Genomic DNA, 17,801 nt, shown 5'->3' on the forward strand with positions numbered 1-17,801 from the left:
GAGAGGAAAGGGCAGGCGGATGAGGGGCGGCGCCAACCTGAAGTGATTGTTCTGGATGCCCAGGCGCGGCAGCAGCTCGCCAGGTCCTATCAAAAAATTGGGAGGCTGAATTGGCCGACAAAATAAAAGTGCTGGTGGTGGGTCTCGGCAATATGGGCGCCCCGCATGCCAGCGCCTATCACCGCTCGGACGGCTTCGAGATCGTCGGCATCATGAGCCGCTCGATCAAGAGCAACAAGAAAATCCCCGCCGAACTTGCCGGCTATCCGCTCTACGAGGATTTCGACCGGGCGCTTGCGGAGACCAGGCCGGACGCCGTGTCGATCAACAGCTGGCCCAACACCCATGCCGAATACGCGCTGAAGGCGATAGCGGCCAACTGCCACGTGTTCATGGAAAAGCCGCTCGCCACCAACATCGAGGATGCCGAAAAGGTCGTCGCGGCAGCGCGGGCGAAGAACCGCAAGCTGGTGCTTGGCTACATCCTGCGCGTCCACCCGTCCTGGATAAAATTCATCGAGGTCGGCAAGACGCTGGGCAAGCCGCTGGTGATGCGCCTCAACCTCAACCAGCAGAGCAGCGGCAGCGCCTGGCACTGGCACAAGAACCTGATCGATTCGCTGATCCCGATCGTTGATTGCGGCGTGCACTATGTCGACGTCATGTGCCAGCTTACGGGCGCCAGGCCGGTGCGCGTGCACGGCATCGGCGCGAAGCTCTGGGCGGAAGCCGACAAGCAGAATTACGGCCATCTTCACGTCACCTTCGATGACGGTTCGGTCGGCTGGTACGAGGCAGGCTGGGGCCCGATGATGAGCGAGACGGCCTATTTCGTGAAGGACGTGGTGGGGCCGAAGGGCGCGGTGTCGATCGTCGCCGGCCAGCAGGCGAGCAGCGCAGCGGAAGCGGCGGAGGTGTCGAACTCGGCCGACATCGACCGCCACACCAAGACCGACGCGCTGAAGATCCATTACGCGGCGGTCGACGCCGACAAGAACTTTGCGAAACCCGACGAGATCGTCAGCATGGAAGACGAGCCCGGCCACCAGGAGCTCTGCGACCGCGAGCAGGCCTTCTTCCTGCGTGCCATCCGCGAGGATCTCGATTTGACCGAGCAGATGGACGCCGCCGTCAACAGCCTGCGCATCGTGCTCGCCGGCGAACAGAGCATCGAATTGGGGCGCACCGTCGAGCTGGCGTGAGAGCGCGCTGCCGGGGGCAACAGCTTCAGATCGGCGCCGCCCCTCACGCAGCGCCCCCGAGAAGATCCTCCCGTCACTCACGGGGAGAAGGTGCCGGCAGGCGGATGAGAGGCGGCGCCAACGTCGGCCCGAAGCGATAGCTCGGGCGCGGCGCGAGGCAAAGATTGGGAGGAGAGACATGGTCACCGACAGCCTGCTGAAAACCTATGCGAACTCCGATGCGCTGGATCTTGCTGACTTGGTGCATCGGGGCGAGATTTCACCTGCGGAACTGGTCGAGGCGGCGATCACGCTGGTCGAGCAGCTCAACCCGGCGCTGAACGCGGTCATCCATCGCCTCTACGACATGGCGCGCGCCCAGGCGCAGACGGTCGACAGATCAGCACCTTTCGCCGGCGTGCCGTTCCTGCTCAAGGAACTGGCCTCGTCCTGGACCGGCGCGCCGAACACCAACTCTTGCCTCTACCTGAAAGATGTCGTCGCCGATTTCGACACCGAAGTCGTGCGCCGCATGAAGGCGGCCGGGCTGGTGCTGGTCGGCAAGTCGAACGCGCCCGAAAACGGCTGGTCGATCACGACGGAACCGAAGCTCTACGGCACGACGAAGAACCCGTGGAAGGAAGGCATCACGCCAGGTGGCTCGAGCGGCGGCGCGGCGGCGGCCGTCGCTTCGCGCATGGTGCCGATCGCCGAGGCCAGCGACGGCGCCGGCTCGATCCGCATTCCGGCCTCCTGCTGCGGCATCGTCGGGCTGAAGCCGTCGCGCGGCCGCGTCAGCCTGGCACCGTTCGGCGACTATTGGTATGGCGGCGCCTACTTCCTGTGCTGCTCGCGCAGCGTGCGCGACACGGCGGCCTATCTCGACGCGGTGGCCGGCGCCTTGCCGGGCGACCCCTATACGCCGCCGATCCCCGACGCCTCCTGGCTCAGCCTGTCGTCACTGGCGCCGAAGAAGCTGCGCATCGGCTTCACCGTCACCCCGCCCAACGGCACGGCCATCGATGCGGAAGTGAAGGCGGCCGTGCTGGCCACCGTGGCGGCGCTGGAGCGGCTGGGACATGACGTCGAGGAACACGACATGCCGCTCGATGCCGATGCCATGTGGGCCACCTACACCAACATGACCTGCGTACAGACGGCGGCGACCTTCGACTATCATGAAACGGTGATCGGCCGGCCGGTGACGCCTGATGATGTCGAACCGGTGACCTGGGCGATCATCGAACGCGGCCGTGCGACCAGCGGCACCAGGCACATTTCCGATGTCGAGCAGCTCAGGCAGGTCGGCCGCGACATCGTCGGCGACCTTTCGCCCTACGATCTCTTCATCACCCCGACGCTGACGCAACTGCCGCGTCCGTTCGGCTATTACGATATGTCGGAGACCGACATCGACCGCTACAACGCCAAATGGACGGATGCGGCGTTCGCCTCCCCCTTCAACATCTCAGGCCAGCCGGCCATCTCGCTGCCGCTCGGCTGGTCGAAAGACGGCGTACCGATCGGGGTGCAGCTTGTCGGCCGCTATGGCGACGAGGCAGCGGTGCTGGCCGCGTCGGCGCAGCTCGAGCGGGAAATGCCGTGGAGGGACAGGCGGCCGCCGGTGAGCGGTTAATCGCTCGCGGCAGGGCACCCATCGCCGAGTTCTGTGGCGCCCCCCTCTGTCCTGCCGGACATCTCCCCCTCAAGGGGGGAGATTGGAAGTTTCGGCGCCGGCTCATCTTGTTCTTGCAACGTTGAAAATTGGCGAAAGCGGGAGCGATAATCGATCTCCCCCCTTGAGGGGGAGATGCCCGGCAGGGCAGAGGGGGGCGCCGTAGGGCGCTGACAGTGACACCGTCACGATCCCGCCCTCGCTATCCTATCCTCTCCAACCGCCTTGGCAGCCGGTTCATCGCGGCTGGCCCATCCGGCGTGATCAGGAACTGGTCCTCCAGGTTGAAGCTGGCGAGGCCGTCGATGTAGAGCGGGATCTCGAAGGCCAGCACCATGCCGGCTTCGACCAGGACATCGCTGTCGGCCGCAATGAACGGCCATTGCTCCGAGAACACAGACTGCCCGACACCGTGGCCGAAATGCCCCCGGCGGTAGGAGCGCAGGCCTTGCCGCGCCAGGCTGTCGGTGGCGACGCGGTGCACATGGCCGATCGAATTTCCCGGCACGAGTGCCGCCAACCCGTCCTCGAAAGCGCGCTCGGCGATCGCGTGCAGTTCGACCTGGTCGGCGGAAGCGGGACCGAAAGTGAAGTTGCGCGACATGTCGGACGCATACCCGCCGACCGTGCAGACCATGTCGCATTTCAGCGGATCGCCGGGCATTGCCTTGGCATCGGCACCCTTGGCCCGGGCGCCGAGCGTCACATATTCCGCCGTCGCGACCGGATGGGAGAGGCCCGCCGCCGCCGCGGCCACGCCTTGCCGGTAGAGCGCGACGAGATCGGCCTGGCGCATGCCTGCCATCGCATCGACCTGCAGCCGCTCCAGCCCTGCTTCAGACAGGATAATGCCTTGCTGCAAGAGCTCGATCTCGCGTTGCGACTTGATCGCCCGCAGCCGATCCAGCACCGGCGAGCCGTCGATCATCCGGCACTGCGGCAGCAGCGCCTGCATGGCGGAAAAATCGGCGGCTGGAACAAAGCCGAGATCGATGCCCAGCGTTGCGCGCTCCAGTCCGAATTCGGCAAGCAAGGCTTGCAGCTGGCGCACCGAGCCGGCGAGATCGAAGGTGGCGGGGCGCGCGAAATCCGGCGCGCGGCCAAGCGAGACAAGGCCAGCCTCGATACGCTCCGCCAACGGGCCGCGGGTTCCCGTCTCGACCGGCGCGAATTCGATCCAGATCGGGTGCGAATGCACCACCGCTTCGGGCGCTGCGATCCGCAGCTGCGCCGCGTTGAAATCCGCGACGACGACGCCGATCGGCAGGTCCTGCCGAGCCGGGATGACGACGAAGCCGGCGCCGGCACGCCGGAACAGTCCCGCCGGTCCGATCGACACGCCGGTCGCATAGTGGAAGGCCTCGGGCGCTGAGAGCACCAGCGCCTGCAGGCCGGCGCGTTGCATCAGTTGCATCGCGCGCTGGCGGTCGACAAAGCCGGTCATGGTTCTCTCCGGATGGCTGAAGCGACATCGGAGCATTGCGGAAGCGGACAATCAAGCGGCACGATGCCGGTAGTCTCCGCCACAAGATGGAACCTGTCGTGGCCTGGAGCATTGCCCGGCGACGGCGGCGGGGGAGCGCGGCGAGCCCGCTACTTGATCGATTCCAGCTTGGCGATTGCCGCGGTGAAGCCGGCCAGCGAGACCGGGATGGTGACCGGCTTGCGGGTCACCGATTCCATGCCGATGTTGAGATTGGTTCCCGACTTCATCGCCTTGATCAGTTCCGGCGGCAGCGGCGTGGCGGCATAGGCGCCGTTCTGGTCGCTGGTCTGGATGGCGATGGTCGTCTTCTGGCCTTGATCGATCTGGTAGCTGGCGCCGGAGGGCAGGAACAGCCCGTGCGGCAGGGCGAGCAGCATGGCGAGGGAGCCGTTGCCGTTGTCGCGGCGCACGGTCACGGTCAGCACGCGCTGTCCGGTCTTGGCTTCGGTCAGGTTCTGCGACACCTGGCATTGAAGCTCGCTGTTGGCCGCGCCGCTTGAACAGTTCACCGCCCATGGATTGGCGTCGGCCGGCTTGGATTGAGCGGCCGGGGGCTGCGCCGGCTTGGCGTCCTCGGCAAGCGCCGGCCCGGCGACCGATGCGATCAGCCCCAGGGCGCCCAGTGCTGCCGTCACATTTAACAGATTAGCACGCGCTAAAATGGCTGCCATGTTCTTCACGCCCCGCATTTTTCTCGAAACGGCAGGTATTTTCCCACCGGCGGCTTGATACAATACTCCTGACTGTTCCGGAAGCCGCGCACAGGCGAGGAAAGCCGGCAAAATTACTGTTGCGGCATTGCCACAAGTGAGAACTTTACGGCGCAACAACAGCAGTCACGACGTTGGGGACTCGCTATACAATGGAATTCGCGCAAGAATTGGTGCGGGGGCGAGCAGTCCCCAAAGGGCGGCCAGGGATGGGAACTACCGAGACGTCTCGGCAGGTTGGGGAGATGGCGGCGCGCGGGGAGGATTTCCGCGCGCGCGTGGCCTATGGTCGCTCGCGTTTTGCAAGGCATCTCTGGAAGACGACGGCGCTTTCGACGCTGGCGCTGGCGTTGTCAGGCGTGGCCGCCTATGGCGACGACGCCCTCTGGCAGCCGCAGATACGCGCCATCATTGGCGCCGACAACAATGGCGGCAACGCCGCGCTCGAAGGCTTCATCCCGATCAAGCAGACCGCCGAATCGGTGCTGTTCCTGGATGTCAGGGCTAAGCACGATTTCAAGGACGCGTTCGGCCAGGATGTCGGCCTGGGCATTCGCCGCATCGTCAATCCCGACCTGATGCTCGGCGGCTACGCCTATCTCAACGTCGAGAACTACAACTCCAACCAGTTCACGTCAGCCACGCTCGGCGCCGAGGCCATCACCCCGCATTTCGACGCGCATGTGAACGTCTTCGTGCCGATCAAGGGCGACACGACGGACCATTCGGTCTCCTCGACCCTGTCGATGGTCTCGAACCAGTTGATCGAGCAGATTTCGGTGCTCGACCATCGCGACTACGCGGCCTGGGGCATCGAGGGCGAGATCGGCGCGCGGGTGCCGCTCAACCTTCCCGACAAGCATTCGCTGCGGCTCGACATAGGCGGTTACCACTTCGAGGATCCGCATGGCGACGACAGCGGCGTAACCGGGGTCAAGGCCGGCATCGAATATGAGATCGGCGATATCTTCGGCACCGGAACGGCGCTGACCTTCACCGGCGAAGTGCGCAACGACAATCGCGACGACACCCAGTTCGCCGGCAGCGTACGGCTGAGCATCCCGTTCAATCCAGGCCAAGGCGGCGCGGACAGCGGACCGGAGCCGGTCTATCCGGTCAGCGAAGGCTTGCGCAAGCGCGTCAACGAGCGGGTGCGCGGCGACATCGGCGTCAGGATCCAGAGCCAGGAGCTGCCCGGCGGCTCGACGACGCGCGTCGCCATCAACGCCGCCACCAATGCCGCCTTCGGAAAGTTCTACTACGCCGATGGCGGCCTGGCCGGCGTCGGCACGCTGGCCGATCCGACGACGCTGGACGACGCTGTGGCCAAGGCAGGCGCCGGCGGTTTCGTGGTGGCGCTGGGCGGCAACGGCAACATCACCACCACTGGCACGACGCTCGCAGACGGCCAGACCGTCATCGGCGGCGGCCAAAGCGTCACCGCGAAGCTGTTCGGCGGCGGCACCGGCACCTTCAATCTGGGCGGCAGCGACGGCACCATCCAGGGCACCAACGTCGCTAGCAACGTGATCGCGCTCGGCAATGGCGACACGCTGAACGGCATCACCATCACCGGCGGCGCCGACGGCATCTTCGCCAACAACATCACCGGCGCCACGCTGACCAATGTCACGGTGACAGGCGCCGGCGGCAACGGCGCCGCCTTCACCGGCACCTCGACCGGCATCACCGGTTCCAATTTCACCTCGACCGGCAACGGCCTTGACGGCCTGCACATCGAAGGCGACGGCACCTACAATTTCGCCGGCACGATGCTGCTCCAGGGCAATAGCGACGACGGGCTGGATGCCACCGGCCATGGCACCTATACATTCGCGACGCTTAGCGCGAAGGACAATGCCGACCGCGGCATAACCGTTCAGGGCACCTCGACATCAGGCAGCTTCGCCACCACCGGCGGCACCTTGTCGGGCAATGGCGGCGTCGGCGTCTTCATCGATCCGATCACGGCGCATGTGGTGCTGGATTCGATCGACCAGACCGGCGGTCCGTCGGGCGTCGTGCTCGATCACGTGGCGGGCAGCTTCGCCGTCACCGGCGCCACGACCATTTCGGACACCACCGGACCGGCGATCGCCATTTCCAACTCACCGGCGGCGATCCGCTTCGGCGATATCGACATCAGCGCTCCCGCCGGCGACGGCATCTCGTTTACCGGCGTCAACGCGGCGGTGGTGGCAGGCGACATCGTCATCTCGGGCCTCGGCGTCGGCACCGGCCTCGACTTCTCCGGCAGCCATACGAACTTCACCGCACAGTCGCTCAACATCGCCGGCACGGGTGCGGCCGGCTCGATCGGCATCGACCTCGCCTCGCCGACCTCGGGCGGGGCATCGATCGTCATCACCGATGGCGGTGCGATCACAGGCGTCGGCACCGGCGTGCGCTTCGGCATTTCCGGCTCGCTGCTGAACTCGGCCAATGCCGAATTCTCCTTCGGCGGCGGTTCCATTGCCGGCAGCACCGCCTCGCTCGACGCGCGCGGCCTTAACCAGACGCTCGGCCACTACGCCTTCGGTTCGACCACCTTCAGCGGCCCGCAACTGTTCGACCAGCAGAATGTCATCTTCGTCGGCGCGGCCGCGACCGGCTCGGGCACCGGCTCCTCGCTGCTCGACCTTGCCTCGATTGCCGACGCCGATGCCAACCCCGACGGCACCGCGATCTTTGTGCTGGTCAATCGCGGCACCATCGACGACACCGACGGGTTCTCGCTGAGCGCCGGACAGACGCTGGCTTCCTTCGGCAACGGCCGCACATTCTCGCTCGGCGGCATCCCGGTTAACGTAACGGGCGACAACATCGCGCACACCAGCGCCATCTCGGACGGCGCGGGCGCGGCGACGCTCACCAGTTCGGCCGGCGCGGACACCGTCACGCTGGCCAACAACAGCGCGCTGCTCGACTTCAACGTCTCGAACGCCAATCCGGGCGGAGGCAACGGCATCCACGGCAACAATGTCACCGGCGTGACGATAAGCGGCATGAATGTCAGCGGCGCCGGCCTGGACGGGCTGCTGTTCGAAGGCGCCAGCAATGTCGCGGCCAACAATGTGACCTCGACGAGCAACGCCAGCGAGGGCCTGCATATCGACGGCGACGGCAGTTATGCCTTCACCGGCACGACGACACTGTCGAACAATGCCGGCAATGGCCTGTTCGTCGGCGGCGACGGAACATATGCATTCCAGACGCTGAACGCCTCCGACAATTCCGGCTTCGGCGTCAACGTCCTCTCCACCACCGGCACGTTCAGCACCACCGACGGCACGATCTCCGGCAATGGCGCGGCCGGCGTCGCCTTGCTTGGCGCTAATCTCGACGTCAAGCTGGCCAGCCTGACGCAGGACGGTGGCCTGTTCGGCGCGACGTTGGCAGGCGTATCGGGAAATTTCGCCGTTTCCGGCGCAACGACGATCAGCAACACCTTCGTCGGCGGCCTCGGGATCTTCGACAGCACCGCCGATTTCATGTTCGGAGCCGTCGATATTTCGGACATCACCGCCCCCGGCGGCATCGGCATCGACGTCCAGAATTCCGGCGGCGCGGTCACCTTCGGCGGGCCGGTCATTCTGACCCATATCGGCAGCGAGGGCATCCTCGCCACCGACAACACCGGCACGCTCACCTTCAGTGGCCCGGTGAGCATGACCGGCCCCGGCGAGGGCGTCTGGCTGGAAAACAACACCGGCGCCGTTTCGTTCGGCGGCGCCGTCACCATCGACCAGCCGCTCGGAAGCGGCATCGACGTCGTCGGCAGCAACGGCGTCATCAGCTTCGACGACATCGACATCACCGGCCTGTGCAATTGCTCCACCGCGCTCGACCTCTCGGGCAGCACGTCGACCTTCACCGCCGCCACGCTCGACATCAGCGGCAGTTCCGGCGGCTCCTCGATCGGCGTCGACCTGTCCGGCACCAATGGCGGCTCGGTGACCGTCGGCAGCGGCGTCATCACCGGTGTCGACACCGGCGTCCAGATGGGCACCAACGGCCTGGCCGGAACCACCGCCAGCACGGCGTTCTCGTTCGGTGCGGCCGGCGGCGCATCGATCACCGGCGTCATCGCCTCGCTCGACATGCGCGGCCTGCTGCCCGGCAGCGGCACCTATGCCTTCAACGGCACGCATCTGGTTGGATCGCAGCTGTTCGATGCAGCCAACGTCGTCTTCGTCGGTTCGAGCAGCACCGGAACGGGCGACGGCTCAAGCGTCGCCAACCTGATCGATGCCGCCGCGGCCGACGATCTGACCACCAATGCCAACACGACCTTCGTGCTGGTCAAGACCGCGGCCGTGCAGACCACCGACACCGATGCCAACGGCTTCACGCTGGCCAGCGGCCAGTCGCTGGTCTCCTTCGCCAACGGCGCCACCATCAGCCTGGGCGGCCCGCCGGCCAATGTCACCGGCACGGCGGTCGTCACCGGCGCGACACAGGCCGATCCGTTCGGCTTCGGTGGCGCGACGCTGAACAACGGCGGCGGCAACACCATCGACCTCGCCAGCGGCAACACCGTCTCCAACCTCAGCGTCAACAGCTCGTTCCTGGCGATCGACGGCACGGCGTCGATCAACGGCCTCACCAGCACTGGCGTGACGATCGTGGGCGGGACCATCGGGCTTTACCTCGGCAGCGCGTCGGGCGCGATCACTGTCAACGATCTGACCATCCAGGGGTCGGTGCCGACCGGCGTCGTGCTGGCCAACACATCCGCGACGGTCGACTTCACCGGCACCACGACGATCGCCGGAGGCAGCAATATCGCGCTGCTGGTCAATAATTTCGGCGGCACCGCCAATTTCGCCGATCTCGACATATCAGGCGGCAGCGGCCTCGGCATCGTGATCCTCAACGGCTCGAGCGGAAGCCTGACCTTCGGGGCGGCCAGCTCCATCGCCAATACCGGCGCCAGCGCGATCGTTATCGGCAGTTCGTCGGCCGACGTCACCTATGACGGCACGATTAGCCAGAGTAGCGCGGCAAAAGCCGTCAGGATCGACGGCACCACCGGCGGCCTGATCACATTCGGCGGCGCCATCACTTCGACCGGCACCGGCGGCCTCTTCGATATCGGGGAGATAACCGCTCCCACCGACACCGCGATCCGCTTCACGGGCCCGCTCACGGCGACCGGCGGCGGCGGCACGTCGATCACCAGCCTTGGCGCCGACTCGACATTCGAGGTCAGCGGCACGCTGTCGATCACCGGCACGACCGGCGCCGCGCTGTCCATCTCGAATGCGGCCGGCAGCGCCACCTTCGGCACGACCAATGTGACGCTGGGCGCGACCAGTACTACCGGCATCGATTTCTCCGGCACCAACAACGACGTCAGCTTCGGCACGACCACCGTCAGCGGCCTCGGCGCGGGCGCCAGCCAGACCGCCATCGACTTCTCCGGCTCGGCCACGACCGCCGATTTCGGGCTGACGACGATCACCGGAAACGACGCCGCGAGCTCGCGCGGCATCGACCTGACCTCGACCACGGGCAACCGCACCATCACCTTCCTGACCGGATCGTCGATCTCAGGCGCCGGCATCGGCGTCGATCTGTCGTCCGGCCAGACGGCGGCGACCAGCGCCAACGCCAGCTTCACCTTCGGCGACGGCGAATTCGCCGACGCCAACGGCCGCAATTCGACGATCACCGCGGCGGCGGGCAATTTCACCGTCAACACCGTCGGTCTCGCCGCGCTCGGCAATTATGATTTCGATGACGTGCTCTTCACCGGCAGCGCGAATCTGGCCAGCGCCGTCGGCGGGGTGTTCATGGTGTCGCAAAATGGCGGCGTCATCGCCGCCGGCTCATTTGGGCTCAGTACGTCAGTCAATACCATCTCGGTTGCCGATGCCGATCTGAAGACCGGCACCCAGACCTTCGCCTTCGTCGGCACGGTCGACCTCAGCGGCACGCCGTTCACGCTCGATTCCGGCCAATCGATCACCGGCTTCGGCAACGGCAACGCCATCACCACGACCGGCACCATCCAGCCGGTGAACGTGCAGGGCAATCTCGGCGCCACCGGCGGCGACGTCACCGGCGACGAGGGCGTGGTCAAGAGCACGGGCAGCGATACCCTGCATCTGCTCGGCAGCAACCAAGTGCGCAACACCGCCTTCGACTTCACCGGCGGCATCGGCTCGGTCTTCACCATCGACCAGAGCGCGGGCAGCTTCAACAATGCCGGCGGCATCGTCATCGAAGGCGTCACGGTCGGCAATGTCGGCGCCGGCCAGACGGCGTTCAAGGTCGCCGGCCTCGACAGCAATTTGTCGATCACCAACAACAACGTCAACGTCGCCGGCACGCTGCTCGACGTCGACGGCGGCGCCGGCAACATCACCGTGACGCGCGGCATCTTGCCCAACAGCGGGCCGGCCGGCACGCTGACCGGCGGCGGCATCTCGATCGCCAATCACGGCGGCGGTCTGATCAATTTCACCGACAAGGTGACTGTTGGCGGCAACGGCGTCTCGCTCACCAACAACGCCGGCACCGTCAACTTCACGGATGTGGACATTTCCACGAACGGCGCGACGGCGTTCAGCGCCAGCGGCGTCGGCACGGTCAATGTCCTGACGGGTACGGTCAATGCCACCAACGCGCAGGCGGTGGCCCTCGACGGCATCGCCGGCAATATCGATTTCGCCTCGACCAGCGCGTCGTTCGGTTCCGGCAGCGGCATCGACCTGCAGAACCTCAGCGGCACGTTCAATTTCGGCACCGGCACGCTGACCAACACCGGTTTGGGCACGGCCTTCAATGTCGGCTCGGGCACCAATGCGAGCGGCGGCAACGCGAACATATCCTACGCGGGCGCCATCGTCAGCAACGGCACCGGCGCGGCGGTCTCGATCCAGGAACTGACCGGCGGTTCTGTGGCGCTGTCGGGCAACCTGACCGATGGCCTTGCGGGCGCCGGCGGCAATATCGTCGTTGCCGGCATCGACAACGGCACGGCGGCGACCGTGACCTTCTCGGGCGCGACCAAGCAGATCAGCTCGGGCGCGACAGACGGCGTCAGCCTGATCGGCAACCCGAACGCCACGATCGGCTTCGGCAATGGCGGCCTTGATATAACGACGACGGCAGGAGCGGGTTTTGGCGCGGGCTCCGGCGGCACGATCAGCATCTCCGGCACCGGCAACACCATCACGACAACGACTGGAACCGCGCTCGATCTCGACGGCGCAACGGTCGGCGCGGGCGGCGTTATTTTCGATTCCGTTTCGATCAATGGCGCGGCGACCGGCGTTTCGCTCAACAATATAGTCGGCGGCGCCATCGATCTCGGCGCGGTCGACCTGCAGAACATCACCTCGCGCGGTGTCGACATATCCGGCACGCTCGGCTCGACCTTGGGCTTCGACAGCCTGAACATCGGGCTCAATGCAGCCAATGCGGTCGGCTTCGACCTCAACGGCGCTGCGCTCGGCACGAGCAACATCAAGGCCGGCGATTTCGACATCGACGGCGGCAGCTTCGCCGGCACTATCGGCATCGACATGGCCGGCACGACCGGCACCGGCACGATCCAGCTCGGCGACACTGCCAACAACAATCCGGCGGGCCAGACCTCGAAAATCGAAAATGTCGGCTATGGCGTCCAGTTCTCCAGCGCCACCAACGCCAGGCTGGTGTTCGGCGACGGCGCTGGCCTGGCCGAATCGGCGATCGCGACCACCGGCGGCCAGGCCATCCATGCCATCGACACCCTGCCGACCAATGGCGACTACAATTTCAACGACGTCACCTTCACCGGCGACACGTCGAATCTGTCCGCTTACAAGGTCTACTACGTCACCACCGACGCCACCGGCGGCGGCGACGGCAGCTTCGTCAATCCAGGCACCTATGCCAACGCCCAGGCGTCCACGGCCAATGTCATCGTGCTGATCGACAAGAACGGCACCGGTAGCCAGGAAACGATCGACCTGAGCGGCACGTCGTTCCAGCTCGATGACGGGCAGGTGTTGCTCGCCTTCGGGCAAAACGATACGGCCATCGACGTCTCGCAGCTCGGTGTCGACACCAGCAGCGGCGCGTCGGCGGCATTCCATTTCACCACGGTGCAGAATTCGCCGATCATCGCCGCACCGACCGGCATCGACACGCTGCGGCCGATCCTGCAGAGCAGCACTGCCGGTTCGGTGATCACCCTGGCGACCAGTGGTACCAGCCCGATCACCGGCGGCATCGAGAATCTCATCATCCGCAGCACCGGCACCGGCGCCGGTGTTGCCGTCGATGCATCGGCCGCGTCGAGTTTCTTCCTCCGCAACAATGACATATCAGCCGGCGGCAGGGCGCTCGACTTCTCCACGACCGCTGCGGCGGCCAACACGCTGCTGCTTTCGATCGACGGCAATACGCTGCGATCGACGGGATCCGCGCTAGCCGCGTCCTTCGCCGGCCAGAACATCAACGCGACGGACAATTCGATCGCCATCCGCTCCTTCGCCGGCAACACGGTGCTCGGCGGCACCGGCGGCGGCATTGCCTTCGACAATGTCACGTTCGACTCCACTGGCGCCGGCGGCACGGTCAGCGCCGGCACGCTCGACGTCGGCACATCAGGCGCGCGCGTCCAGGGCAACGGCCTTGCCTTCACCAGCACCAGCGGCACGCTCGATCTCGGCACGTTCACCACGTTCAATGATGGCGGCACTGGCGTCCTCGTCGACACCAAGGGCCCCCCGGCCACAACCTTCACGCTGAACAGCAGCGGCGGCACGGTCGACACCATCAACGGCGTGGCGTTCAATCTCGATCCGCTGACCGTCAGCATGATCGTAAACAGCGTCACCGCCAGCGGCGGCGCCAGCGGCATCATCTTCGACGGCGTCGCCGGCACGTTCACGGTCACGGGCGCGACCACCGTCACCGGCACGACGGGTGCCGGTATCAGTTCGAACGCCAGCAATCCCACCGGCACCTTCAATTTCAACACGGTGACGGTGAACAACACGGCTTCGACGGGCGGCGGCATCGGCTGGGAGAGCGGCACGCTCAACGTCGGCGCGCTCGCCGACATCGATACGACCAGCGGGGCCGGCCTGTTCCAGGGCGGCGGCACGACCAGCTTCAACGGCGGGCTGACAATCGACACCACCACCGGCGCCGGCATTACCGGCCCCGGCGGGACGATCAACATCATCGCCACCGCCGGCAGCGAAACGGTGAATTCCACCAGCTACAAGGCGATCGATCTCACCAATGCCGCCCTCGACGTCGCGCTCGACTCGACGTCGTCCGGCGGCGGCGGTGTCGTCCTGACCAATGTCACCGGCACCGCCGGCCTCGGCACCGGCACGCTGAGCGGCGGCGGTGGCACGGCATTCAGCGTCGGCGGCGGCACCGTAAGCACCACCTATGGCGGCAACATCACCCAGGCGAGCAACGCGGCCCTGGTGTCGGTTTCAGCAGGCCATACGGGCACGCTGACCTTCTCGGGCACGCTGTCGGCAACCAACGGCACCGGCCTGCAATTCGACAATGCCGACGGCGCCTACAATTTCAACGGCACGACGACGTTGAATGGCGGCGACGCCGGCATCGATATCGTCAACAATTCGGGCGGCACGTTCAACTTCGGCAGCGGCACCTCGATCACCAACCCGAACAGCACGGCCTTCAACGTCGACGCAAGCGCGGCGAACGTCATCTATAGCGGCAACATCACCCAGGCCGGCAATGCCGCGCTAGTCGCCATCGCCGGCCACACGACGGGAACGATCACCTTCCAGACCGGCACGCTGTCGGCAACCAACGGCACCGGCCTGCAGTTCGACAATGCCGACGGCATCTACAATCTCAACGGCACGACGACGCTGAATGGCGGCAATGCCAGTGTCGACATCCTCAACGGCTCGGATGGCACATTCAATTTCGGCACCGGCACATCGATCGCCAGCCCGAGCGGCACGGCGTTCAATGTCGATGGCGGCAACGCCACCGTCACCTATGCCGGCACGATCACGCAGACCAACGCCAACCAGCGCCTGATCGTCGTCGCCGACACCACCGGCGGCGCGGTGAACTTCACCACCGCCCTGGCGAATGGGCTCAACGACACCAGCGGCACCGGCATCGTGATCGACGGCGTCGCCGGCAACGTCACCGTGAACAACGCCAGCCTGACCGGGACGACCGGCATCACCATCCTTGGCGATGTGGCGAACAACGCGACCGGTACCTATACGTTCAACAACGTCGCTATCGACATGGTTGCCGGCGCGCTGACGAACCATGCGTTCGCCGTCGACGGCGACCAGGGCACGTTTACCAACGACGACGTGAGCGCCACAATCAATCTCAACAATGTCGACATCACCAACCCTGGCGGCAACGTCGCCAACATTCGCGGCATGGCTGGTGGCTTGGTCAATTTCGACAATGCCAGCTCCATCACCCGAAACGATGGCGGACTGGGCATCGTCGCGCTCAGCAACTCCGGCGGCACGATCAATTTCGGCGGCGCGTCGAAAACGCTCTCGACCGGCGCCAACGCCGCCGTGCTCCTGACCAGCAACGCCGGCGCGACCATCAACTTCACCAATGGCGGCCTGGCGATCACCACCACGAGCGGCATCGGCTTCGGCGCCTCGGGCGGCGGCACGGTGACGGTGACGGGCGCTGGCAACTCCATCACCACGACGAGCGGTGTAGCGGTCAATCTCGACACCGTCATCGTAGCCGCCGCCGGCCTGAATTTCGCCACCACCACGAAGGGCGCCGGGGGCACCAGCGCCGTTGTCATGAGTACGGTCACCGGCACCGGCACGGTCAGCCTCGGCGGCGGCTCTCTCGTTGGCGGCGCTGTGGCCGGCATCAACGGCGCGGTAATCCGCATCGGCGATGGCCTCGGCACCGTCAACAGCGGCGGCACCGCGGGTCTCACCTATGCCGGCACCATCACCAGCGCTTCGGGCGAGGGGGTCGATATCCAAGATCGCGCCGCGGGCGCGCAGGCCATCACGCTTTCAGGCAACATCTCGCATAACGTGGCGGGTCAGACCGGCATCCGACTGGACGACAATGCCGCCGGCACGATCACCTTCTCCGGTGCCTCCAAGTCGATCACGTCGGGCAGCGCGGCCGGCGTCAACCTGACCGACAACACCGGCGCGACGATCAACTTCACCAATGGCGGACTGGCGATCACCAGCACCAGCGGCACCGGCTTCGGCGCCACGGGCGGCGGCACGGTGACAGTGACAACCGGCGCCAATCCAAACACGATCACATCCGGTACCGGCACCGCGCTCAACGTCGCCAACACGACGATCGGCGCGAGCGGTCTCACATTCCGGAGCATTTCGGCTAACGGCGCCGCCAACGGCATCGTGCTCAACAACACCGGTGCCAGCGGCGGGTTGACGGTGACGGGCGACGGCGGCGGTGCGAACAATGGCTCGGGCGGCACCATCCAGAGCTCGACAGGCGACGGCGTAAGCCTGACGTCAACCCAGGACGCCCGTCTCGCCTACATGAACCTCACCAATAATCTGGGCGACGGCATCGGCGGTTCGGGCATCAACGGCTTCGTGCTGAACCGGCTCAATATTTCGGGCAACGGCAACGACGCGGCGACCGACGAGTCCGGCATCAATATAACGCAGTTGACCGGAACCGCCTCGAACGACGCACATGCGACTTCGATCAGCAACTCAGTGATCAGCAACAACAACGAGTTCGAAATTCAAATCTCGAACTCTTCCGGCACGCTGACGAACCTCCAGCTTGTCAACAACACCATTTCCAGCAATGGTTTGCCAATCAATGGCAACGCCAGTTCGCCCCATGGCAACCTCGTCAACTTCCTCGGCTTGGGAACATCGACGATGGGGCTGACGGTCGCTGGCGGCAGCTTCACCGGAAATTGGAACGGGGATATCGCCAATCCTCCTCCGACAACCACCGGCACAGGCGTCTTTGCCAACTCCGGCGGCACCGGCATGACCGTGAACGTGTCGGGAGCAATGTTCACCAACAACAATGCGGGCGTCGATGTGTCCACCGATCCGGCAGCGACATCGCTCACCTTCGACATCGAAAACAACACGTTCATCGGAACGCGTTCAACGGCCATCAATCATTTCGACAATGGCAACGGGCCTTTCAACAGGACGGTGAACGGAACGATCAAGAACAACATTATCGGCAATAATGCGGTCACCAATTCAGGTTCGTCCGTCGGCAATGGCATCAGCATCCAGAATGAAGGTGCCATCAACGGCAAGTATCTGATCGACGGTAATCAGATCTATCAGATCGCGACTGCCAACGGCATCAGCGTCAATGTCGGGCTAGCCGGTCTGGCTACGGGTGGCGGTGAAACTGACGTCACCATCACCAACAATACGTTCGACCATATCAATGGCAGCCGCGCGATCACCATCCAGGACAACCAGCAAGCGGGTTTCGGACCTTTCCCCACCATCTGGGCCAATATCCAGGGCAACTCTTTTGCGAACGTAGCCGGGCAAGCCGGAAATGGCCAATTCATGCGCATAAAGCAAACCGCCGGCACGGTGAGGGTGACGCAGGATGCCGCAACAGCGTCCAATGTTGGAACTGAACTTGACAACGCCAACGGCTCAACCGACCCGACAAAGTTCAGCATCTCCGGAACGGTGACATTCTCGGGGGGGCCTGCGCCGTTGCCGACGACCAATCCGTTGCCTTGACCAAGACGAATTGGTCCAGCGAAATTCGATCAC

General features: G+C 65.2%; 5 protein-coding genes. 3 read left to right on the forward strand and 2 right to left on the reverse strand.

Features of this window, described 5'->3' with window-relative positions; all coding sequences use genetic code 11:
- Positions 1-110 precede the first annotated feature (110 nt).
- A complete protein-coding gene (locus tag FJ942_RS11025; RefSeq protein ID WP_140897724.1) occupies positions 111-1,202 on the forward strand; it encodes a Gfo/Idh/MocA family oxidoreductase in 1,092 nt (363 codons plus the stop codon).
- A gap of 178 nt (positions 1,203-1,380) precedes the next feature.
- Positions 1,381-2,817, forward strand: a complete 1,437-nt coding sequence (locus FJ942_RS11030; RefSeq protein WP_140897726.1) for an amidase — start codon at positions 1,381-1,383, stop codon at positions 2,815-2,817.
- Between the two features lie 241 nt (positions 2,818-3,058).
- Here FJ942_RS11030 and FJ942_RS11040 read toward each other — a convergent pair whose 3' ends face one another.
- Positions 3,059-4,300 carry a Xaa-Pro peptidase family protein gene (locus FJ942_RS11040; RefSeq protein ID WP_140897728.1) on the reverse strand — a complete coding sequence of 414 codons (1,242 nt, stop codon included), beginning with the start codon at positions 4,298-4,300 and terminating at the stop codon, positions 3,059-3,061.
- Positions 4,301-4,449: 149 nt separating this feature from the next.
- Positions 4,450-5,013 carry an invasion associated locus B family protein gene (locus FJ942_RS11045; RefSeq protein WP_224618147.1) on the reverse strand — a complete coding sequence of 188 codons (564 nt, stop codon included), beginning with the start codon at positions 5,011-5,013 and terminating at the stop codon, positions 4,450-4,452.
- Between the two features lie 284 nt (positions 5,014-5,297).
- Here FJ942_RS11045 and FJ942_RS11050 point away from each other — a divergent pair, with 284 nt between their 5' ends.
- On the forward strand, positions 5,298-17,768 hold the full coding sequence (locus FJ942_RS11050; RefSeq protein WP_140897730.1) for an S-layer family protein: 12,471 nt from the start codon (positions 5,298-5,300) through the stop codon (positions 17,766-17,768).
- Positions 17,769-17,801: the final 33 nt, after the last annotated feature.

It is taken from the genome of Mesorhizobium sp. B2-4-2, assembly GCF_006442845.1.
GTDB lineage: Bacteria > Pseudomonadota > Alphaproteobacteria > Rhizobiales > Rhizobiaceae > Mesorhizobium.